The sequence below is a fragment of the Adhaeribacter arboris genome, assembly GCF_003023845.1.
Taxonomy (GTDB): domain Bacteria; phylum Bacteroidota; class Bacteroidia; order Cytophagales; family Hymenobacteraceae; genus Adhaeribacter; species Adhaeribacter arboris.
Map to the genome: position 1 here is coordinate 4398812 of NZ_PYFT01000001.1, position 21317 is coordinate 4420128.

Genomic DNA, 21317 nt, shown 5'->3' on the forward strand with positions numbered 1-21317 from the left:
ATTACGGAATACTCCTGTATGGATGGAGTATTTTACTGTTTTTTAGGGTTATGGGTTTAATAAAAAATTAACCGGCTACAACTTCGCCGCCGTTTACGTGAATTACCTGGCCGGTAATGTACGAGCCATCTTCCGAAGCAAGGAACACGTAAGCCGGCGCTACTTCCGATGGTTGGCCGGCCCGGCCCAGAGGAGTATCGGAGCCAAAATCCGCAACTTTTTCGAGCGTTGCCGGAATAAGCGGGGTCCAGATAGGGCCGGGAGCTACAGCATTTACGCGTATTCCTTTCTCGGCCAAGTTCTGCGACAGCGAACGCGTGAAAGTAGTAATAGCGCCTTTAGTAGCCGAATAATCAATTAAATGGCTGCTGCCCCGGAAAGAAGTAACCGATGTGGTGTTAATAATGCTATCGCCTTTTTGCAAGTGGGGGATAGCGGCTTGAGCAATATAGAAATAAGCAAAAATATTAGTCCGGAAAGTAGCTTCCAGTTGCTCCTGGCTGATACTTTCGAGTTCTTTTTGTTCGTGTTGTTCTGCGGCATTATTTACCACAATATTCAGCTTACCCCCAAATTCGTCAACGGCTTGCTGCACCGCATTTTTACAGAAACTTTCTTCCCGTAGGTCGCCTTTAATCAACAGGCATTTACGGCCTTCGGCTTCAATTAAACGTTTGGTTTCGCGGGCATCTTCGTTTTCGTCGAGGTAAACAATAGCTACATCGGCGCCTTCGCGGGCAAAATGCACGGCCACCGCACGACCAATACCGCTATCTCCGCCCGTAATAAAAGCGACTTTACCGGTTAGTTTATCACTTCCTTTGTAGTTATCCCGAATTATCTCTGGCTTCGGCGTCATTTTATACTCATCTCCGGGCTGGTCCGCCTGGTGCTGGTCCGGCTGAGAGGTGGGTTTGTTTTCCATAGTTTTAGTTAAAAAGATCTGAACGAGAGCCATTCTATACGAAACCCTTTTATTGCAGTTCTAAAAATTTTAACTTCCGCTTAATTATTTAAAATTAACCGGGTAATTAGGTTTAAAAGCGGCTATTCTTAGTACGTAAATGCCATTGAAATTATTTACCTGGCTTACAAAATTACAAGTAAATAGTTGCCAAAAGCTTAGTTTTTTAAGTTAGGCCTAACCCGTTAAAGTTTAAAATTGAATAGTTGTATATTTAAAACAAGAATTATTATGTGGCAGGAATCAGATAATCGCTTAAAAAAGACCCTCCGGTTTCCGGATTTTAAAACGGCTTTTGCTTTTATGACCCAGGTAGCCGCAGTTGCCGAAGAAATGGACCATCACCCGGAGTGGCGTAATATGTACAATGTGGTGCATTTTGAGCTCTATACGTATGATGCCGGCAACACCGTAACCAAACGCGACCATAAATTAGCCCAGCGCATTGATGAAATAGCTGCTACTTTTGGCGCTAATCAGGAGTAAGCAGCTATACATTTTGCTTTAAAGACACTCCTTACTTAATCCCTTAAAACCTTTTACTTACTTAAGTCAAATTACCTACCTTTGCGGCATGGCTACTACCAACGAAACTAGGCTGTACCTGGTGCCTACGCCCATCGGGAACCTCGAAGATATTACCCTGCGGGCTATCCGGATATTGAAAGAAGTAGATACCATTCTGGCCGAAGATACCCGCACCAGTGGCAAATTACTCCAGCACCTGGGTATCGAAAAACGGATGCACAGCCATCACTTGCATAACGAGCACAAAGCGGCCAGTCACTTGGTACAACGCTTACTCGACGGCGAAAAAATGGCTTTGATTTCGGATGCGGGCACTCCGGCTATTTCGGATCCGGGTTTTTTACTAGTGCGCGAATGCCTGAAAAGCGGCGTAGCCGTAGAATGTTTGCCTGGTCCAACCGCCTTTGTGCCTGCCCTAGTAAAATCGGGTTTTAGCACCGACCGCTTTACCTTCGAAGGATTTTTACCTATAAAAAAAGGCCGGCAAACCCGGCTGCAAAGCCTAAGCACCGAAGAACGTACCCTAATTTTTTACGAGTCGCCGCACCGTATACTAAAAACGCTGGAACAATTTAAGGAAACTTTCGGGGAGGGGCGGATGGTGTCGGTATCGCGGGAGCTAACCAAATTGTTTGAAGAAACAATAACGGGCACCTTAACCGAGGTATTAGCTATTTTTCAGCAAAAATCCATTAAGGGCGAATTTGTAATTGTGCTGGAAGGATTGAAATAACGTAGTTGGCCCAAATGAAGAGATGATAGAAAAGCACTTTATTAGTCCATGGGGATTTGGGAATAATGACAAACAGATGTTTTCTCCTGATAAACAAAATAGAATCGAATACTTTGATTTAATTGAATTTGTAATGGGGAGCCCTCTGGCAGGTGAGTGTTACTGGGTGGATAGGAACAGTAAAATGTATTTGATTAATAAGCTGTGTGCTGGACCTCCAATATGGAATACTGAAGGAAATAAAGTAGCCTTGCCAGTTTGGAAGCGTACATTGCTGAAAGGCACCATCCAGAAACTTACTATTGTAGATATAATTAAAAATGAGTTGACACTGTATAAGAAAATATTTCGGGTACTTGACTTAAAAACTTTCGATAAAAACTTAGTTACTGGTATTGATAGTCCTATCCATAATCCTATAGCATTTCAATTTGATTTGAATCAAGAAGAAGTAGAAAAAACAAAAAGAATATAAAATCAACCCTTTGCTACGTTGCGGGCTTGGCATAAAGGCGGCCGTTAGCGAAAATACCAGAAATATTCATTTAAATAAAATTGTCTGATCTGAAAATAGAAACGTATGGGGAGTTTATCAATGAGTAATAAAGCCTTGGATAAGTACTTTGGAATTTTGAATCGGCTTGATAATAACGCAAAGAAAAAGCTAATAATTAAGCTTACAAAATCACTTGATTTTGAGGAGAAAGCTACTGATTTGAAAACAATGTTTGGTGCATGGGAAGATTCACGGGATTCAGATAAAATAATTAAGGAAATTGAAGAAGCAAGAATAAATAAAGGATTAATCGAAAGCTTCGAATGAAATACCTGCTTGATACGAATATTTGTATTCATTTTTTTCGCGGAAAATTTAATCTCTACGAAATTTTAAAGAAGTAGGCATTTATAATTGTGCTATTTCTGAAATCACACTAGCTGAATTGGTTTTTGGCGCCGAAAATAGCTCTAATCCTAAGAAAAATTTTGACTTAATCGAAAGTTTTTCAGCTCAGGTAATGATTTTACCTATCCTGAATGCCATCTACATTTATGGTAGAGTAAAAGGCGCGACTTAGAGCTTTGGGTAAAATGATCAGCGATTTTGATCTCTTAATCGGTAGCACAGCCGTTGAAAAAGATTTAATAATGGTAACAGAAAATGTTCCGGAATTCGAGCGAATTGCAGGAATTAAGATTGAGAATTAGATAATAAGATAAAAATGGCACCTCCCTAATACTGTATTTAGCTTAGTTTAGCAACATTCAGAATCTCAGTTTATTAATTATTACTATTCAGGCTATTCTATACTAAAGCTACCATAAGCTAAATACTTAATTGATAAGATAAATCCGAAAATTTAATTACTCCTATTTGCGTTATCTTTTTCGTTTACTTTTGATTACTAACTACATGGTCTCATTCCGCTTTCTGTTGTTTAAGTGGTTGCTTTTAGTTTTACTTCTTTGGGGCTTGGGTAACCAGCCGACGGTAGCGCAAAATTTATCTCCGCAGGCCCGTATTAGCTTAATTACCTGTTCACCCGGCGACGAATTGTATTCGATGTACGGACACAGCGCTATCCGGGTAGCCGATCCCGCTTACGGCATCGATTACGTTTTTAACTACGGCACTTTTGACTTTAGCACCCCTAACTTTTACCCCAAATTTGTAATGGGTAAACTTAAGTACAAACTAGCAGTATCTAATTTTTCAGATTTTCTGGCGGCTTACCAATATTATAACCGGTTGGTTTACGAGCAAGTACTAAACTTAACCGCTCCTCAAAAAAACAATGTATTCCGGTTTTTACAAACCAACTATTTGCCCGAAAACCGCGAATATTATTATGATTTCTTCTTTGATAACTGTGCTACCCGCATCCGGGATGTATTTCAAAAAACATTGGGTGATACCTTAAAATTTAATCCTGCATTAAATCAGAAAAAGCAAAGTTTCCGGCAGATTGTGGGTATTTACCAAAACCCTTTTCCGTGGGCTGATTTTGGCGTAGACCTAGCGATGGGGGAAGCCAGTGACCGGCAAGCAACGGCATCGGAATATATGTTTATCCCGGATTACCTGCAAGAAGGATTCGCGAAAGCTACGGTACAAAATAAGAATGATAAAGCTCCGTTCGCCCAACCTGTTACTACTCTTTTCAAGGCTAATTCGCCGGTTTCTGTACTTGGGCCTCTCCGGCCGGGTATTGTTTGCTGGGCTTTATTTAGTTTAGGCGCGTTTCTTACTTGGTGGCAATGGCGGCAGAAATACGCAGATTATAGCTTTGATGCGGTATTTTTCGGTGTAATTGGTGTATTAGGCTTTGTTTTATTATTTCTAACTACGAGCAGCGAGTATAAAGCTTTTGCCAAAAACTTAAATTTACTCTGGGCCATTCCGCTGCATTTGCCGGTAGCCTTTTTATTGCTGCGCCAAAAGCCGTGGAGATTTATAAAAATCTACTTTTTGATTACCGCCATTTTAATGGCGGCAATACTTATTTTTTGGCGGTTGTTACCGCAGGAGTATCATCCGGCCTTCTTCCCGGTTGTATTGCTGTTAGGCTTACGGGCGGGTTATATTTATTTCACGCAAAAGTTTTCCATTCATAAGCGCGCTCCACAACGAGTAAGCTATTAGTATTAAATTTAAAAATCGATACCTGTTTTTCCGTTAGTATTTGTCATCTTTGCGGCATTTAGCTTAAGTTGCCGCCATAATTTGTTTTCCGTTTAAATAATTACGTTATGCTGCTTTCTGAACTTTGTCAAAAAGTAATTGCCATCACTAAAAGTACCGGCGCTTTTATTCGCACCGAAGCCCAATCGTTCGACCGTAACCGGATTGAGCATAAAGGATTAAATGATTTGGTTTCGTACGTGGATAAACAAGCCGAAGAACAACTGGTAAAAGGGTTGCAGCAACTATTACCGGAAGCCGGTTTTATTACCGAAGAAGGCACCGTTACCGAAAAAGCCACCGAGTATAACTGGATTATCGATCCGCTGGACGGCACTACTAATTTTATTCATGGCCTGCCGCTTTTTTCTATTAGTATCGCCTTAATGCAACACACCGAAATTGTTTTGGGAGTAGTGTACGAAATAAACCGCGACGAATGTTTTTACGCGACTAAAGGCAACGGGGCATTTTGTAATGATCGGCCCATCCGGGTGTCAGGTACTGAGAAGCTGGCTGATGCTTTAATTGTAACCGGTTACCCGTACACTGATTTTGGAAAAACCGATATTTACCTGCAAATTTTAAAAAGTTATATGCAGAAATCGCACGGCGTACGGCGCTTAGGTTCGGCCGCCGTGGATCTGGCTTACGTGGCGAATGGTATTTTCGAAGGCTTTTTTGAGTTTAACTTGAATTCGTACGACGTTGCTGCCGGGGTTATTCTGGTAAAAGAAGCGGGTGGCTACGTAAGCATGTTCACGGATAATAACGGCAACCCGGTATTTGACCGCGAAATTGTAGCCAGCAATGGGCAGGTGCACGCCGAAATGCTGCAAGTTATCGGCGAATACTGGCAAGGGTAAAACTTCGTTGTAATAAAATAACTACTTAGTGATTCGCTAAACTTTTTTGATTAGGTAAGAGTTATAAAATAACCAAAGCCTCTCCCCTTATGGTACAGGAAATTATTATTTTCATCATTTTTGCCTTAGCCGCCGCGTACGTTATTCGTTTGCTGATTGCCAACTTTCGGCCCAAAAATGGCGCTGGCTGCGCGAAAGGCTGCGGGGGTGCCTGCTCCACCATTGATTTTGATAAGATCAAGAAAGATTTAGAAGCAAAATCTGCTTCTTTTTAATCCTCCGTTTATTCTTTTAATATTGGGTAGTTTGGTCCCGCACAATTTGCCAGCCGTTCTTAAATTTACGGAACTTTAAAGTAAATTCTCCGTGCGGATGATCGTTGGCTCGCGTTAACGCCCAGTTTCCTAAAACAATGGCAGAATCTTTTGCTAGAGCGCTAACTTGTAAATTTGAAAATTTTAAAGTCCCCATTTTGGCCCGCGAACTATATGTTTTTTGGTACCGCTCCAGAGTTGGTTGCCAGCCTTTGGTGCTAGTAGTGCCCGATACAAAAACTAAATCCGGCGAATTCCAGTAACCAGCCATAAAACTGGTAATATCCCCTTGGTTCCAAGCCTGAACTTGTTTGTTTAATACCTGTAGAATGGCCGCAGTACCAGCAGTATCCGTTTTTGCTTTTTGCGCGAACGCATTACCCAGAAGCAGCCAGAAAAGTAAAAAGAAGAGTATTTTATTTTTCATAAGAATTAATTATTTTCTCTTTTTTAGGTACGAATTACGTATAACAAAAAGCTAATTGCACGTAAGTAGCAAATGTAGGTTCTTGTTGTTTAATTAGAAGACTGTATTCATTAACTTATACCATTAATATCAAAAAAATGAAAGGCGCGTTAGAACAAATTATTGTTTTTGCGTATAGCCTCTATACTATTTTTTTATTAGTCCTATAAAATCGAAAAACTATAAAGCTATGCAAGATAAAGAAGAATTAACAACCATGGTTAAGGTGGAAAACCGCTTAACGAATGATGGTTTCACCGAAGACTTTCGGGTATCAGAAGGTCGCCTTTGTTCCCTGAACAGTGATAAAACCTACGGCGTAGAAGACGTAAGGATTGTCAATTTTTACCGTTTCGAAGGCGAAACCGACCCGGACGATATGTCGATTCTGTACGCTATTGAATGCACCGATGGCACAAAAGGCACCATCAGTAATTCGTATGGCCCTACCGCCGATACCGAAGTAGACCAATTTCTGGTAGAAGTAGAGAACTTGGGAAAAAACCTGGAAAAACGAAGCTAGTGTTTAGTCCATAGTCGACAAACGATAGTCTATAATTTTTATTTATGGCAGGTCATCCTGTTGGAGGTAAAGCCACCCGCCAATTTGCCGTTGACGGAGTGCTAGGCTAGTTGTTAAAAAATATTGCAAGAGCGGCAGAATTTTTATTCTTCCGCTTCTTTTTTGCCATTTTGCGAGGAATTCTTTCTGGCTTTTTCTAAGGTTTCCCTTAGTTGCTGATTCAGCGATTCGCCCCCTTTAATAGCAAAGTCCAAAGTCCGAATGGGAAACGGAATCTGAATATTGCCGTTATCGAAAGCTTTTTTTATTTTAATAATTGCCGCGCTTTTCGCGTATACGTAATCGGTTTGGCGTTTATACTGAATCCAGAACCGCACCAGAAAGTTAATCGAGCTATCCCCAAACTCGTCGTAAACTACTTCTACTTCGCGGTTTTCCACCATTCCTTTTATTCCGGTTACGGCATCTTTTACAATGCTTTGCACCCGCTCCAGATCTTCGGCGTACGATACGCCCATACGTAAATCAATGCGCCGGATACCGTAGTGGGAATAATTAACCATGGGGCTTTCAAATACTTTGCGGTTGGGCACTTTTACCAATTCACCGGTTACTCGCCGCAAATCAATGGTGCGCATGTTGATGCGCTCAATGGTACCAAAAAAATCATTTGTTTCAATTACATCGCCTACCCCAAAGGGTTTACGCACGGCAATGATTACCCCCGAAATAAAGTTGGCCGCAATATCCTGAAAAGCAAAACCTAAAGCCAAGCCAATAATACCTACCCCCGCCAGCATGGTAGTTACCGTTTTATCCAGCTTAAGAATAGTGAGGACAAAGAAAATTCCTAACAGCAAGGTTCCCGTTTGCACGAGCGTAGCAAAAAGATTATTAAGAGCGGCACTATGCGATATACGGGGTAATAACTTCTCGGTGAACCGACGAACCTGTTTGGCTACGTAATACGTGATAAACAATAAAATAAGGGCAATTACCATATTGGGCAGCATCAGCACAAACTGCCGCATCCATATCTCTAGTTTTTTAATTAGTAAACCTAAGGCCGCTTCTAATTCGCTCATATATTTATAATTCCATTATCCAGTTATAGCCGCAATTCCGGCAGTTAAACCGCCGTACTTTTATGCCGGTTGTTCCCGAGGTGAATAGATTACGCAGAAAAGTTAGAATCGATTGATTTGGGGTTTTTACTTCTTCTACCTGACGGGAATGACAGTTGGGACATTGATCGGCTTGTAAATCGGGCGATGTTGCTAAGTCGGTAAAGGGCTCGCGGGTTTGGATAATGGCTAAAGCCCGCTCCTGATCGGTTTCCATTACTTGTAAGCGCACGCCCCCGTAAGCCATATACAAATAAGGCTGATTAGTAAGGGTATGTTCATCGGCAATAAAAGCCGGAATACCTTCCGCTTCCAGGCGGCCTCGCATGATTTGCGCTTTTACCGCATCCGGGAAAGTGGCAATCGTCATTAGTTTATTTGCCATATAGCGCGTGGATAAACCTCTTCAGCTAACCAAGTAGTAAGGAAGTAAATATTTAATAATCAGAATTGTACTACAGAATATAAGGTAAAAATATTTTATCCCCATACCTTAGTGCCTTCCGTACAGTTTTTGCACATCTCTACCTGGCTTCTGGATTGTAAAACCGCCTGCCGGAATGTAGTGTAATGAGCCCCTCGCCATAACGAATGGAAAGCTTCTTTTTTTAAATCGCCCATCCGGTAATCCGCGTCTTTATCAAAACAACACGGAACCACTAAGCCGTCCCAAGTAATAACGCAGGAATGCCACATGCGCCAGCAATGATTTAATAATTTATTTTTTATCTGGTAACTACCATCCCCGTTGTTCTGGTAACGCGAATAATAATCAATGGTAGGAATAAGGGGAGAGCCTTGGGTGTAATTATAGATTTGAGCCGTTTTGAACCAGACACCATCTACTTCTAATTCTTTTGCTAATTGTTTAATGTCTTTTACTTGATGTTCGTTGGGCCGCACTACCAAAAACTGGAAAACCACAAAAGGCGTTTTCGATTTTAATTGTTTCTTCCATTTCATCAGGTTATGGGTGCCTTCCAGTACTTTTTCTAAGCTGCCGCCTACCCGGTAAGCCTGGTACGTTTCCTGGGTAGTGCCATCGATGGAGATAATAAGCCGGTCCAGACCGGATTCTACCGTTTTCCGGGCGTTTTCATCGGTTAAATAATGTGCGTTAGTAGAAGTAGCCGTGTATATTTTTTTTCGGGCAGCATACTTCACTAATTCTAAAAACCGGGGATGCAGGTAAGGCTCCCCCTGAAAATAAAAAATTAAATAAAGTAAATTCTGGTGTAGTTGATCAAGAGTGTTTTTAAATAAATCGTCGGGTAACATACCAGTTGGGCGGGTAAAAGACCGCAAACCACTGGGGCACTCCGGACAGCGTAAATTACAGGAAGTAGTAGGCTCAAACGAAATACTTATCGGGCTACCCCAGTGCCTTGCTTTTTTTGTCCATTTAGAAAGTACATAGCTACCGGCTACCCGCCCCATATTACCTAACCGTCGCCAGGTTAGTTTAGATAGTAAATTCAGAGTGTCCGTTAATTTTCCGGTCATGGTAATTGAGCCGCCAAGTTTAATCTAAACAAAGTAACGAGTTTAAGCGGCAACTTGGCAAAATGTACCTTACAAACTTATAATCTCCCTAGAAAATAAGTAAACGGACTTATACGAATCAAGTAAATGGATTGCTAGGATAACGCCGACGGCTAAATTTGATTTACCGATATTGCGGCGATACACTGAATTAAAAAGTAGGGAAAAATTAGATGCTTTAAATGAAATGCCTAAGCTCTAAATAGAAGGTGGGCTTGCATTACTAATGAACCACTATATACTCTATTATATACTTAAGTGCTATACAATAAATGTCAAAAATAAAAGTCGCCGGAATCTAAGTAGGTAAAGGAACCAACCAAGAAGCAGAACAAATACTACTAAAAAGGTTTATTCCGCCTTCTGTTTCTCGGGCTTCCTCCTTTATTGATGTTTCTCATTATAATAAAGTAAATGCCCGCTAGAATAACGGCGTAAGCAAGCCATTCATACCATTCCATAATACGTTACATTTTATTGTTTGTAAACATTTTACTACGATTAAAATCCTGGCGTGTTAAAGTATTTTATTAGAAGAAATAGTCTATTTATTTATCTAATAGCACCATTAATCTTTCTTAATTTAAGATTAAGTTTTGTTGCGCTTAAAAGCAAGCCGATAGCTTTGTACGACTTTAGAAGAATAAGATTGAAACGTATTGACCTATTTATAAATTAGAGGGAGTGAATGGCTATTCTTTAATGGAAGAGAAGGTACTAAATTTAAATAAGGCGGAAACCTGAATACATAAAATAGCCCTGATTTCACGTATTGGAAACCAGGGCTTCGTTCGGATTGGATTAATTATTTATGTATAAAAATTTCCTAATTAAAATAGGACGCTAAATCAATTCTGCTGTTCAAGCCACTTGAACGAACAGTAACTCCATCTGTCCCGAATATATGAAATCTCTATAGAAGATTTACGCCATAATCCAAAATATTTACAGATAAAGCTTTTATTTAGAGATAAAATTATCTGCTTATCCTGTAATTATCCAAATAAAGAGCTTAAAACTTCTTCGAGTTTACTAACGGCGTTTACTTTAATACCCAAACGATTTAGATTAATCCCTTTTAAATTAAACTTAGAAATATAAATTTCCTGGAAGCCTAACTTTTCCGCTTCGGTGATTCGGTTTTCAATGCGGTTTACGGCCCGTATTTCGCCACTTAAACCAACTTCAGCGGCAAAACAAGTGGTATGCGGTATGGCCAAATCTTCGAACGACGATAATATAGAAGCGCACACGGCTAAATCAATGGCCGGATCTTCTACTTTTATGCCCCCGGCAATATTTAAAAACACGTCTTGCGCCCCTAATTTAAATCCGCCGCGTTTTTCCAGAACGGCCAGCAGCATATTTAATCGTTTAGCATCGTAGCCGGTGCTAGACCGTTGCGGGGTACCATACGTAGCCGGGCTCACGAGGCTCTGTACCTCAATGAGTAAAGGCCGATTACCTTCTAACGTAGCGCTAATAGTAATACCACTAAAATTTTCTTCGCGCTGCGAGATTAATATTTCCGAAGGATTACTTACCTGGCGCAAACCCGTACCCAGCATTTCGTAAATACCCAACTCGGAAGTAGAGCCGAAACGGTTTTTAGTGGTGCGTAAAATGCGGTAGGTCATGTGCCGGTCGCCTTCAAACTGCAGCACGGTATCTACCATGTGCTCCAGAATTTTTGGTCCGGCCAGGTTCCCTTCTTTGGTAATATGCCCAATCAGAAATACCGGGGTGCCGCTTTCTTTGGCGTATTTTAACAATTCGGCGGTACACTCCCGTACCTGCGAAATACTACCCGCGCCGCTTTCAATAAAAGCCGAATGCAGCGTTTGAATAGAATCTACAATTAATACTTCGGGTTGTAACTGCTCGATTTGTTTAAAGATATTTTGGGTAGCGGTTTCGGTTAAAATAAAACAGTTAGGATGCTGCACGCCTAAGCGCTCCGCCCGCATTTTAATTTGTTGTTCGCTTTCCTCGCCGGATATATATAATACCCGTTGGTTTTTCAGGTTTAAGGCAATTTGCAGCATCAGCGTGGATTTACCAATGCCGGGTTCACCGCCAATTAAAACCATGGACCCGGGCACAATGCCACTACCCAGCACCCGGTTTAATTCCTGGTCGTGGGTATCAATCCGTGATTCTTCGGAATAGCTGATTTCGGCAATGGGCCGGGGTTTATTCGCAATTTGCAGCGACGAGGAAGATTTCCAGGAGGCCGGACCAGCCGCTTCTTCGCGCTGTATTACTTCTTCCACGTAGGTATTCCATTCGCCGCACGCCGGGCACCGGCCAATCCATTTCGCTGATTGCGCCCCGCAGTTTTGGCAGAAGTAAGAGGTTTTTATTTTTGCCATTTACTAATTTCTGAGTGAATAAAGGTAGCGGAAAACTCTGGGAATGCAGGAAAGTTAAGTGCTCCTATTCAAGTAAATCCGTCTTTATAGAACAAAATTTTGGAGGTTTTCCGTCAAATGATTACGATAAATATAGCAGGATTTCGGGCAATTATTGCCCGAGATAAAACAGGCAGAACTAACTCAGTTTGGTGTGACTCAAACAGCAGTAGCTCCACAAAACGGACAGAAGTTTAAATTATATGTTTAGGTAAATGGATAAAAGCTACTATTTCTGGGGTGGAAATAAAGCTAAAAGAACTATCAATGGCAATACTATTAAGATGGAAATAATCAGTGCCCGCCAAATAGGTTTTGCTTCGTAAGCTCGCTGAACCCCCACGTATTTCGGCCAAAAGTAATAGTTTAAAATAAAGGCACCGGCCATGTTAAGCGCCGCCCATAAACTTAAACTGTGTTTTGCCTGGTACAAGGTTACCGCTAAAAACATAAAAAACAGGCTGAAACCAATTACTACCCAGCTGCCTCTACGGTTGCCAATTTGCCGCAGGTTAGTAGCTAGCAACAAAGCCCCGAATAAAAAATTGAAAATTATAGAAAAGCCTAAAATAGCGGTAGGGGAGTATAACTGAGGTAATTCTTCAGCTTCTTCCTCCGATCCGGCATTCTGGGCAATTTCTTCCAGGACGGCTTTCCTAACTGCTTGCCGCTCCGGTTCTAAAGTAGCTAATTCGGTGTCGGTAAAGGTGCGACCCCGTTTTTGTAATTCGTTAACGGCAGCCAGTACAGCGGCCGGCACATATTTCTCGTGATTATAAAAATATTCCAGTAACTCCCCCTCCGTTTTAGCCGCCATTTTATTGACGTAGTATGCATCCATATACCGGATATTAAAAAATTTAAAATTCGCCGAATCTTTTTCTTAAACTGCGTACTTTTCGGCGAAATTACCGTCTATTTCTAAATAAGTACTCCGAATAACCGTAAATGTTGCCTGATTAAAGGGAGGAGGCTTTAGTGCTTTTCAATAAAATCCAGATCCTTACCAAAAGTTTCGGACATACCCCAAAGCGCAACTAAGGCAATAATAAAGGTGAGGCTCCCAACAATTAAGCCGCTTTGCATCAGACCGGCATGCGTTTTAAAATAATCAAATAACCAGATTACCGGAATTAAACTGCCCCGCACAAAATTGGGAACCGTAGTGGCTACCGTAGCTCTAATATTAGTACCAAACTGCTCGGCCGCAATAGTGACGAATAAAGCCCAATAACCAATTGAAAAGCCTAAAGCCATACAAACAAAATAAACAACTTCGGCGCTGGGTAAATCAACCAGCAAATATCCCAACACGCACCCGATACTTAGCAGAATAAAGCCCAACACAACTTTTCTCCGGCTCCGTAAATACTGACTAATTAAACCGGAACTTAAATCCCCTGCCGATAACCCCAGGTACGCAAACATGACGGATTTACCCGCTTGTACCGGCTCGGCAATGCCCATTGCTACCGCAAATTCCGGCGAAAACGTAACCAGCACACCAATTACAAACCAAATGGGTAAACCAATAAGAATGCAGCGCAGGTATTTCATGAAAGTACTACCCGAAGAAAATAATTGAAAAAAGTTGCCCCGCTTTACTTCTTGCTCCTTTACGTTCGTAAACATTCCGGATTCAAAAACGCTGAACCGCAGCACCAGCAGCAACAAGCCCAAACCACCGCCAATGAAAAAAGCAACGCGCCAGTCGAACAAATCCGCCATAAAATAAGCCAGCACCGCCCCTAAAATTCCGACCGATGCTACCAGCGAAGTACCGTAGCCGCGTATTTCTTTCGGCAGAATTTCAGCTACTAAGGTAATGCCGGCGCCTAATTCGCCGGCCAGGCCCACACCGGCAATAAAGCGCAGCAAAGCGTACTGGGTAACATTGGTGGCAAAACCGTTGGCAATATTGGCCAGCGAGTACAGCAATATAGAGCCAAACAACACCGATAATCTACCCTTTTTATCCCCCAGAATGCCCCACAAGACCCCGCCTACCAACATGCCGGCCATTTGAGTATTAATGAGAAAAAAACCATCTTCGAGCAGTTGATCGCCGCTTAGTCCCATGTCTTTTAAACTGGGTACCCGCACAATGCTAAACAACAGCAAATCGTAAATATCCACGAAATAACCTAAGGCAGCTACAATTACCGGTATCTGCAACAATTGTTTTATTTTAGAAGGTTGAGTAGGAGAGGAAGTTGTTATCATACACTAAAAACGCGAAAACCAGTCCTGCCGGGCTGGTCTCCTTTTTAATTTATAAAACTTTTAAGCAAGTTGTTTCTGACAATAATCAAAGCATTTTTTTACTTCGGTTACCGTATCAGCCCCTTTGTATTCGTACTCAATATTAGCCGGAATATTCCATTTATTATCGCGCAGTAAGGTTAATACCGCTTTAATAGGAGTATCGCCCTCCCCGAAAGGCAAGTTGGCGCCATGGTCGCGCTTGCGGTCTTTTATGTGCAGGCACAAAATTTTAGCGTGATGCTGCTTAATGTATTCTACTGCGTCAAAATTAGCGGCCGTAAAGTGACCAATATCTAAATTCATCTGCACATAATTAGATTTACTACCTTCCATACCTTTCTCAAAACTTTCGGGAGTCGAGAACTCATTCGGGTCTTCGGTGTGGTCGTGGTTGTGCATGCCCACTTTAATTTTATACTGATTGGCGTATTTACCCACCCGGGGCATAACTTTTACCGTGGAGGAACAGGTAATGGTATCGGTACCTAAAGCTTGGGCCATTTTAAAACCTTGTTCTATTTCGGCATCCGAAAAATCTTCCCGGAACGAGTAATTAAACGCCTGAATTTTAATTTTGGATTGGGCAAACTTCTGCTTTACCTCCTGGCAAAAGGAATTGGCTTTTGTGGTTCGCCACGTGGCAAGTTCCTCCCGCGAAAGACCTTTAGGTTCCAGGTGTCCGCTCCAGAGTTCGCAGCTTTTCAGCCCAATTTCCTGCATGGCCGTTAAAGCTTCGTCCAGCGAACGATCACGGAAGCTATAACTTTGCACCCCAATAATTACGCCCGGTTTAGCGGCCCGTAATCCACGGGGAATTAATAATCCAGTTACTCCGGCTACAGCCAAAGCAGTAAAATCCCGACGGCTTATTTTTGTCATAAAGTATTTGGGTTTGAACAAATGAAATCATTTTTCGCCATAATTCCGCTTTTTAATTCAGATTTTTTAAGCGAGAAAAGCATCGTTAAAATTAGCTAATTAAAGGCACGTTTCCGGTACATGATCCATTTTTACAAGTCTATACTTTTCCTTTAACAGCTACTAAAATTTAATCCGGTGAATGGGTTAGCTCCATATTTAGTTGCTTGAATTTAACTTTGTTCCACGGGAAACACTTTCTGGAAAGGCAAAAAATAAATCCTTTTTATTCAAGCAACAGTATATTAGGGTTAAATTATTTAATCCGCTATTCTCATGAAAAACTTTATCTTTCTTTTTGCCCGTCCGGTTAATTTTTTTGGCGCCGTTCTTTTAGCCTTTCTGGTTAGCTCCTGCACCCGCGAGCCGCAGCGCCTTTTATTTTCTAATCATCCAACGGAATATAAAAAAACAGCAGAACCCGTTAAAGTAGCTGGTACTACCCATGCGTCAGCTAATTCTATTACGGTCAGCGCAGCTTCCGAAGCTGCTGCCATTGCAGCGGAAAACATTGCTGCACCCGCCGAAATCAATGCAAAAACCTTAGCAACTGAATTAACAAAATCTTCCCGCACAGTATCGGCTCCGGAAACAAAAACCATTACCCGGAAAGAAAAAATAACGGCTCTGAAAACGGCTTTTAAAGAAGTAAAAAAAGCAAAAAAAGAAATAAAACAATTAAAGAAAGCGGACACTAAAAAAGTACAGGCCGCTGGACCCGTGACCAATGATGTCGCCATTAAAATAATAGTAATTGGTTTAATTCTGGTTCTGTTGGGCCTGGTAGTTCCGTTCTTGTATGGTTTAGGCGGCTTAGTAGTAGTAATTGGTTTAGTTTTACTATTACTGAACTACTTATAAAGTAAAACCTTAAAACTTTGTTGATAAGAACTTAATACACTTCTATTGGCTTATGTTACTATAAACAATCAAAATTTAAATTTAAGAGCCCGTTTCAACTTTAACTGAATCGGGCTTTTATATTTTGCTTGGTATTATCGGATTACTTTCTTTAAGAATACAGCGTATATTTAACTAAGAGGCTAAAACATAATTTTTTACATTCACCACCTTTACCAGGCAAAAAGATGTAAACAGAATCTTTTCGTATCGTATTATTTTACTAGTGAGGCGTAAGGCTTTCAAAAATTATTTTTTACTTTCGAGCCGTTTTGCAGAAACTAACCTTTAAAGAAAAATATGGAATTTCGCGTAGAAAAAGATACCATGGGGCCGGTAAACGTGCCCGCCGATAAATATTGGGGCGCGCAAACCGAGCGTTCGCGCAATAATTTTAAAATTGGTCCGGAAGGCAGCATGCCCAAAGAAATTGTGTACGCGTTTGCTTACCTGAAAAAAGCCGCCGCGCACGCTAACCTGGAACTGGGCGTATTGCCGCAAGATAAATGCGATATCATCAGCCAGGTGTGCGACGAAATTTTAACCGGTCAGCACGACCATGAATTTCCGCTGGTAATCTGGCAAACCGGCTCGGGTACGCAAAGCAACATGAACGTAAACGAGGTAATTGCCAACCGGGCGCACGTGTTACTGGGCGGTTCTTTAAACGACGAAAAAAAGCAAATCAATCCCAACGACGACGTAAATAAATCGCAGTCGTCGAACGATACTTTCCCAACTGCGATGCACATTGCAGCTTACAAGCAAGTAGCCGAAATTACTTTACCCGGTCTGCAAACCCTGCGCGATTCGCTGCAACGCAAAGTAGCGGAATTTAAAGACGTCGTAAAAACCGGCCGCACGCACTTTATGGATGCTACCCCGCTTACCCTGGGTCAGGAATTTTCGGGATACGTGCAGCAAATAGATAACAGTATGCGGGCGGTTAAAAATGCCTTGGAAGTAGTAAAAGAGTTAGCGTTGGGTGGAACCGCTGTAGGTACCGGCCTGAATACGCCGCAAGGTTACGATGTATTGGTAGCGCAAAAAATTGCCGATTTTACCGGTTATCCGTTTGTAACTGCACCTAACAAATTCGAAGCTTTAGCTGCCCACGATGCTATGGTAGAATTATCGGGCGCTTTAAAACGTACTGCCGTTTCCCTGATGAAAGTAGGAAACGATATCCGGATGCTTTCTTCGGGCCCGCGTAGCGGCATCGGCGAAATTATTATTCCGGATAACGAGCCGGGTTCCTCCATTATGCCGGGTAAAGTGAATCCCACCCAGCCGGAAGCTTTAACCATGGTTTGTGCTCAGGTAATGGGGAACGATGTAGCCGTATCGATTGGTGGCTCGATGGGTCATTTTGAATTGAACGTGTTTAAACCTTTAATTGCAGCCAATGTACTGCAATCGGCCCGGTTATTAGGCGATGCTTGCGTATCGTTTACTCAAAAATGTTCTGATGGCATCCAGGCCAACCACGAAATTATTCAGCGCCACTTAGAAAATTCGTTAATGCTGGTAACCGCCTTAAATCCGCACATTGGTTACTACAAAGCCGCCGAAATCGCCAAAAAAGCGCACAAAGAAGGCACTACCTTGCGTCAGGCCGCTATCTCAACCGGCTACGTCACCGATGAGCAGTTTACCGAGTGGGTGCGCCCGGAAGATATGACGGGCAGTTTGAAAGGTTAGACCATAGACGACAATCCATAGTCCACAGAAGAAGGATTCAGATAGACGATGGGCGATAGTCCATAGAAAAAATAGAAGTAACAATAAAAAAGCGGCCTTTATGGAGGCTGCTTTTTTAATTACTAAAAGCTTATTTATCTAACAACGAACAACGAACAACTAACAATCAATAACCAACACCTACTTACACCCCAATACTTTTCTCCACGTCTTCCCGGTAATTTCGGCCGATGGGAATCTGGTAAGTGCCTATGACAATCCGATTCCGTTCGATGCGCTTAATGGTTTTAGTTGCTACGAGAAAGGATTTGTGCACCCGGATGAAAAGAGCTGACGGAAACATTTCCTGCACCATTTTTATGGACCCTTTAATAACAATTTTTCCTTGTGCGGTATGAATAATCGCATAATCTTTTAGTCCTTGAATATGGGTTACCTCACTAAAGTAAAGTTTAATTTTGTTTACCCCGCTTTTTACGAAAATAAATTCCGGAGCAGGGTCCCCCGAATCCAATTGAGTGTCTTTGTTTTTAAGGGAAAGAAAGTCTTGCACCTTATCCATTGCAATGGAAAACCGCTGAAAGGAAATCGGCTTTAATAAAAAGTCAATGACTCCTAGCTCAAATCCTTCAAAAGCGTAATTACGGTAGGCGGTTGTAAAAATCGTGAGAGGCGGATCGGACAGCTTCTCCAGGAACTCAATTCCGGTTATTTCCGGCATTTCTATATCCAGTAATAATACATCCGCTTTTTGATTTTCTAAATAATGTAAAGCCTCACGGGCTTTGCTAAATAAGGTTATGGACTGAATACCACTCATTTTTTTTAAGTAGTTCTCCAGTACTTCCAAAGCGAGCGGTTCATCATCCACCACCACCATACGTAACATAGCTTTTATTTCTTAATCTTATTTATGCGAGTTCGATTACCAGCCTGGCCAGAAAGCTGTCTGTTTTATTTTCCAGGTTTAGGCTATGCCGCGCCGGATAGAGCAGTTCCAGACGCTTTCGTAAGTTGCCGAGCCCTATTCCGCCTTTACTTTTCCGGCTAACTGCAGGTGCTATTGCATTCTCGACCACCACCGTCAGGGTTGATTGATGCAGGTCGATATTCACGTTTAACCAGCCATTTTCATTTTGGGTGCTAAGCCCGTGTTTAGACGCATTTTCTACCAGAGGCAGCAATAGCAAGGGGGCAATTTCCTGCCCGTTGCAGTTTGCATTAATGTTCAAATGCATGGCTGAGTGGCCATTAAACCGGAGTTGTTCCAGTTCGAAGTAGTGGCGCAGATAAGCGACTTCTTTCTCCAGCAGCACCTTTTCAGCGGTACTATCATACAACATGTATTCCATCAGGTCGGCTAGCTTGAGCACCACCTCCGGAGCCATCTCGGATTTTTTAAGCGTTAGCGCATACAGGTTATTCAGGATATTAAACAAGAAATGCGGGTTGATTTGGGCACGCAGAAAATCAACCTCCGCGTTTAATTTTTCTACCGTAATTTTCTGAATGAGGAGTTGCTGCCCGTACCAGTCCAGGCTTAATTTAAGGGCGAGCATTAAACCGAGATACCATAAGGTGCTAAAAAAATTGTAGGATAAAGTTCCCAGCAAACGGCTATCGCGTAGCGGGCCTACTACGTACCCGTACAAATAATAATCAAACAAACTTTGCACGATTAAATACCCGAGCACGGAAAAAATAACCGCTGCAAAATAGACTCCATAACGCTTTTTTAAAAGAAACCGGGGTAAAAAGTACTGGAGGTTCAGGTAAGCAATCCCGATCAGGAGGCCCACCCGGCCGGCCACGCAGATAATAAAATAAGGCAAATTAGCTTTCTGAATCAGGTACTTTTTCTCATAGATAAAGAATCCGGTAATCAGTACCCAATAGGCGCCATGAACCAAGGCGTATTTCAGCGAAACGCCGCGATTTGAAAACGGTAGTTTAAAGGTTCTATCCAGCAAATCCATCAGGATGGCGTAAAGAAGCGGTATGGGTACTAAGTACAGTATTGCTTTATTGTAAAAGAAACGAAAAGCAGGCAGGCCGCGAAATTAGATCGACCAACTACTTAAAAAGTAGATGAATATAAATAGAAGCAGCCAATATCTACTATTTTGGTTGTTGGTCTACTATTTTTTTGATTGCCAACGCTTTAGGTTAATTTAGGATAAGAAATTTAAAAATTTACTTAAAAATTAACCTTATGAAAAAGATTAAAATGAATCAGGCGTTTATCAAGCTATTTACGCTGCTAATTTTAGGCTTCACGGCCTTTAGTTTCACTCCTAAGTTTGGGCTGGACAGTTACTCGATTTATTTGAATGATAAACTCATTTTAAAACAATGGGTAAACCAACCTTTAGACTTAAGGGTGCTCGCGCTGCGGTCGGCCCAGGAAACCGATCAACTCCGCATCCATTATAACCATTGTACTATCAAAAACGGCGCGGGCACGAGCCGGAGCGTAGCGCTGCAGGATAAGAAAGGGAAAGTAGTAAAAAAATGGGAATTTGCCGATGCTACCGGCTCGAATTTAACCATGACCATCGCCGTAAAAGAACTACTGCAACTAGAAAAAAAACACGCCAACCAGGAACTTAGTCTGGTCTATACCGCCCGGGAATTGCCAAAAGGAGAAATGCTTTCTATGCTTCGGTTTTAATGGCATTGCTTGTTGTCGAGAAGATATGACCGGAAGTTTGCAGGGTTAGTTATTAGTCGATAGTCCATGGTTGATAGCCCACAGAATAGAATTATTTAAAAAAAGCGGCCTTCGAGAAGGCCGCTTTTTGTTGTTAAGCTGGTTATCTCCTTTATATAACTGAAAGTTTTATAATAGCGTTAGAATAGATTACTATAAACTTTGTTAAGATTCTTTATCTTTTTGTTACTTCTAGTTGCCGAGTCAATTCGTTTATTAGCACTGGGTGATTGATTAACTCTTCATTTGTTAAAGTTAAATCTTGCTCAGTTAATTCAAAGTCAATTGTATCAGTAATACAAGTGCTAATGTTGAGGATATGTTCTAGTTTATAATCAGTTAAATATTCTAGTAACTCAAGTACAGCAACACTAGCATTTAACGCGTAACTGCCATCATAATCTCCGAAGTCTTCTGTATCCGGAGTAACGGCATCAACTTTGTGAATTAACTCCTTTATTTGGGTAGGCTTTAGTATTCGATTTTGAACTGTTGAAATAACTTCTTTCAGCAGTTCAAAATCTCCCCAACCATATTTATCATTAAAGTTTTTGTAGTACGGTAATAAACGTTCACAAATATTTTTTGCAAAGTCAATAACTCGATCCCTAGGTAACTTCTGCAAATTAGCAAGTAGGTAATTTTGGAATTCAGAAGTAATCATACTACTCT

Annotated in this window: 23 protein-coding genes; 11 read left to right on the forward strand and 12 right to left on the reverse strand. The window is 41.6% G+C overall.

What is annotated here, in order from left to right; translation table 11 throughout:
* Nucleotides 1-67 precede the first annotated feature (67 nt).
* Nucleotides 68-925, reverse strand: coding sequence for an SDR family oxidoreductase (locus AHMF7605_RS17905; protein WP_106933522.1), 858 nt, complete (start codon nucleotides 923-925; stop codon nucleotides 68-70).
* A 270-nt stretch (nucleotides 926-1195) separates the two neighbouring features.
* On the opposite strand from AHMF7605_RS17905, the gene AHMF7605_RS17910 reads away from it, so the two are divergent.
* From AHMF7605_RS17910 to AHMF7605_RS17945, 7 genes are all read left to right on the forward strand, one after another.
* Complete coding sequence (locus AHMF7605_RS17910; RefSeq protein WP_106931422.1) at nucleotides 1196-1450, forward strand: 4a-hydroxytetrahydrobiopterin dehydratase; 255 nt, start codon at nucleotides 1196-1198, stop codon at nucleotides 1448-1450.
* A gap of 88 nt (nucleotides 1451-1538) precedes the next feature.
* A complete protein-coding gene (rsmI, locus tag AHMF7605_RS17915; RefSeq protein ID WP_106931423.1) occupies nucleotides 1539-2225 on the forward strand; it encodes a 16S rRNA (cytidine(1402)-2'-O)-methyltransferase in 687 nt (228 codons plus the stop codon).
* 22 nt (nucleotides 2226-2247) lie between these two features.
* On the forward strand, nucleotides 2248-2700 hold the full coding sequence (locus AHMF7605_RS17920) for a hypothetical protein (RefSeq protein WP_106931424.1): 453 nt from the start codon (nucleotides 2248-2250) through the stop codon (nucleotides 2698-2700).
* Nucleotides 2701-2805: 105 nt separating this feature from the next.
* On the forward strand, nucleotides 2806-3048 hold the full coding sequence (locus tag AHMF7605_RS17925) for a hypothetical protein (protein ID WP_106931425.1): 243 nt from the start codon (nucleotides 2806-2808) through the stop codon (nucleotides 3046-3048).
* Between the two features lie 588 nt (nucleotides 3049-3636).
* A complete protein-coding gene (locus AHMF7605_RS17935) occupies nucleotides 3637-4866 on the forward strand; it encodes an Lnb N-terminal periplasmic domain-containing protein (protein ID WP_106931426.1) in 1230 nt (409 codons plus the stop codon).
* Between the two features lie 107 nt (nucleotides 4867-4973).
* Nucleotides 4974-5771, forward strand: coding sequence for an inositol monophosphatase family protein (locus AHMF7605_RS17940; RefSeq protein WP_106931427.1), 798 nt, complete (start codon nucleotides 4974-4976; stop codon nucleotides 5769-5771).
* An 89-nt stretch (nucleotides 5772-5860) separates the two neighbouring features.
* Entirely contained in the window at nucleotides 5861-6046 is a 186-nt protein-coding gene (locus tag AHMF7605_RS17945) for a FeoB-associated Cys-rich membrane protein (RefSeq protein WP_106931428.1), read from the forward strand.
* A gap of 16 nt (nucleotides 6047-6062) precedes the next feature.
* Here AHMF7605_RS17945 and AHMF7605_RS17950 read toward each other — a convergent pair whose 3' ends face one another.
* Complete coding sequence (locus AHMF7605_RS17950; protein WP_106931429.1) at nucleotides 6063-6512, reverse strand: YybH family protein; 450 nt, start codon at nucleotides 6510-6512, stop codon at nucleotides 6063-6065.
* A gap of 229 nt (nucleotides 6513-6741) precedes the next feature.
* Here AHMF7605_RS17950 and AHMF7605_RS17955 point away from each other — a divergent pair, with 229 nt between their 5' ends.
* Nucleotides 6742-7074, forward strand: a complete 333-nt coding sequence (locus tag AHMF7605_RS17955) for a hypothetical protein (RefSeq protein WP_106931430.1) — start codon at nucleotides 6742-6744, stop codon at nucleotides 7072-7074.
* 143 nt (nucleotides 7075-7217) lie between these two features.
* Here the strand turns inward: AHMF7605_RS17955 and AHMF7605_RS17960 are convergent, their stop codons facing one another.
* The 7 genes from AHMF7605_RS17960 to AHMF7605_RS17990 form a co-directional block, all read right to left on the reverse strand.
* On the reverse strand, nucleotides 7218-8159 hold the full coding sequence (locus AHMF7605_RS17960; protein ID WP_106931431.1) for a mechanosensitive ion channel family protein: 942 nt from the start codon (nucleotides 8157-8159) through the stop codon (nucleotides 7218-7220).
* A 4-nt stretch (nucleotides 8160-8163) separates the two neighbouring features.
* A complete protein-coding gene (locus AHMF7605_RS17965; protein WP_106931432.1) occupies nucleotides 8164-8583 on the reverse strand; it encodes a putative signal transducing protein in 420 nt (139 codons plus the stop codon).
* A gap of 95 nt (nucleotides 8584-8678) precedes the next feature.
* The gene (locus AHMF7605_RS17970; RefSeq protein WP_106931433.1) at nucleotides 8679-9701 is read right to left on the reverse strand and encodes a radical SAM protein; all 1023 of its coding nucleotides are present in this window, start codon (nucleotides 9699-9701) and stop codon (nucleotides 8679-8681) included.
* Nucleotides 9702-10735: 1034 nt separating this feature from the next.
* Complete coding sequence (radA, locus tag AHMF7605_RS17975; RefSeq protein WP_106931434.1) at nucleotides 10736-12112, reverse strand: DNA repair protein RadA; 1377 nt, start codon at nucleotides 12110-12112, stop codon at nucleotides 10736-10738.
* 268 nt (nucleotides 12113-12380) lie between these two features.
* The gene (locus tag AHMF7605_RS17980) at nucleotides 12381-12992 is read right to left on the reverse strand and encodes a hypothetical protein (RefSeq protein WP_106931435.1); all 612 of its coding nucleotides are present in this window, start codon (nucleotides 12990-12992) and stop codon (nucleotides 12381-12383) included.
* A 134-nt stretch (nucleotides 12993-13126) separates the two neighbouring features.
* The gene (locus AHMF7605_RS17985; protein ID WP_199200260.1) at nucleotides 13127-14374 is read right to left on the reverse strand and encodes an MFS transporter; all 1248 of its coding nucleotides are present in this window, start codon (nucleotides 14372-14374) and stop codon (nucleotides 13127-13129) included.
* Between the two features lie 60 nt (nucleotides 14375-14434).
* Nucleotides 14435-15295, reverse strand: coding sequence for a sugar phosphate isomerase/epimerase family protein (locus AHMF7605_RS17990; protein WP_106931436.1), 861 nt, complete (start codon nucleotides 15293-15295; stop codon nucleotides 14435-14437).
* 315 nt (nucleotides 15296-15610) lie between these two features.
* On the opposite strand from AHMF7605_RS17990, the gene AHMF7605_RS17995 reads away from it, so the two are divergent.
* The gene (locus tag AHMF7605_RS17995) at nucleotides 15611-16195 is read left to right on the forward strand and encodes a hypothetical protein (protein WP_106931437.1); all 585 of its coding nucleotides are present in this window, start codon (nucleotides 15611-15613) and stop codon (nucleotides 16193-16195) included.
* 339 nt (nucleotides 16196-16534) lie between these two features.
* On the forward strand, nucleotides 16535-17935 hold the full coding sequence (gene fumC, locus AHMF7605_RS18000; protein ID WP_106931438.1) for a class II fumarate hydratase: 1401 nt from the start codon (nucleotides 16535-16537) through the stop codon (nucleotides 17933-17935).
* A 184-nt stretch (nucleotides 17936-18119) separates the two neighbouring features.
* Here fumC and AHMF7605_RS18005 read toward each other — a convergent pair whose 3' ends face one another.
* Nucleotides 18120-18824: a LytR/AlgR family response regulator transcription factor gene (locus AHMF7605_RS18005; RefSeq protein ID WP_106931439.1), complete on the reverse strand. Its 705-nt coding sequence runs from the start codon at nucleotides 18822-18824 to the stop codon at nucleotides 18120-18122.
* A 22-nt stretch (nucleotides 18825-18846) separates the two neighbouring features.
* Complete coding sequence (locus AHMF7605_RS18010) at nucleotides 18847-19911, reverse strand: sensor histidine kinase (protein ID WP_106931440.1); 1065 nt, start codon at nucleotides 19909-19911, stop codon at nucleotides 18847-18849.
* Between the two features lie 236 nt (nucleotides 19912-20147).
* On the opposite strand from AHMF7605_RS18010, the gene AHMF7605_RS18015 reads away from it, so the two are divergent.
* Nucleotides 20148-20606, forward strand: a complete 459-nt coding sequence (locus tag AHMF7605_RS18015) for a hypothetical protein (RefSeq protein ID WP_106931441.1) — start codon at nucleotides 20148-20150, stop codon at nucleotides 20604-20606.
* A gap of 214 nt (nucleotides 20607-20820) precedes the next feature.
* Here the strand turns inward: AHMF7605_RS18015 and AHMF7605_RS18020 are convergent, their stop codons facing one another.
* Nucleotides 20821-21309 (reverse strand): DUF416 family protein, encoded by a 489-nt coding sequence (locus AHMF7605_RS18020; RefSeq protein ID WP_106931442.1) that lies wholly within the window; start codon nucleotides 21307-21309, stop codon nucleotides 20821-20823.
* Between the last annotated feature and the right edge of the window lie 8 nt (nucleotides 21310-21317).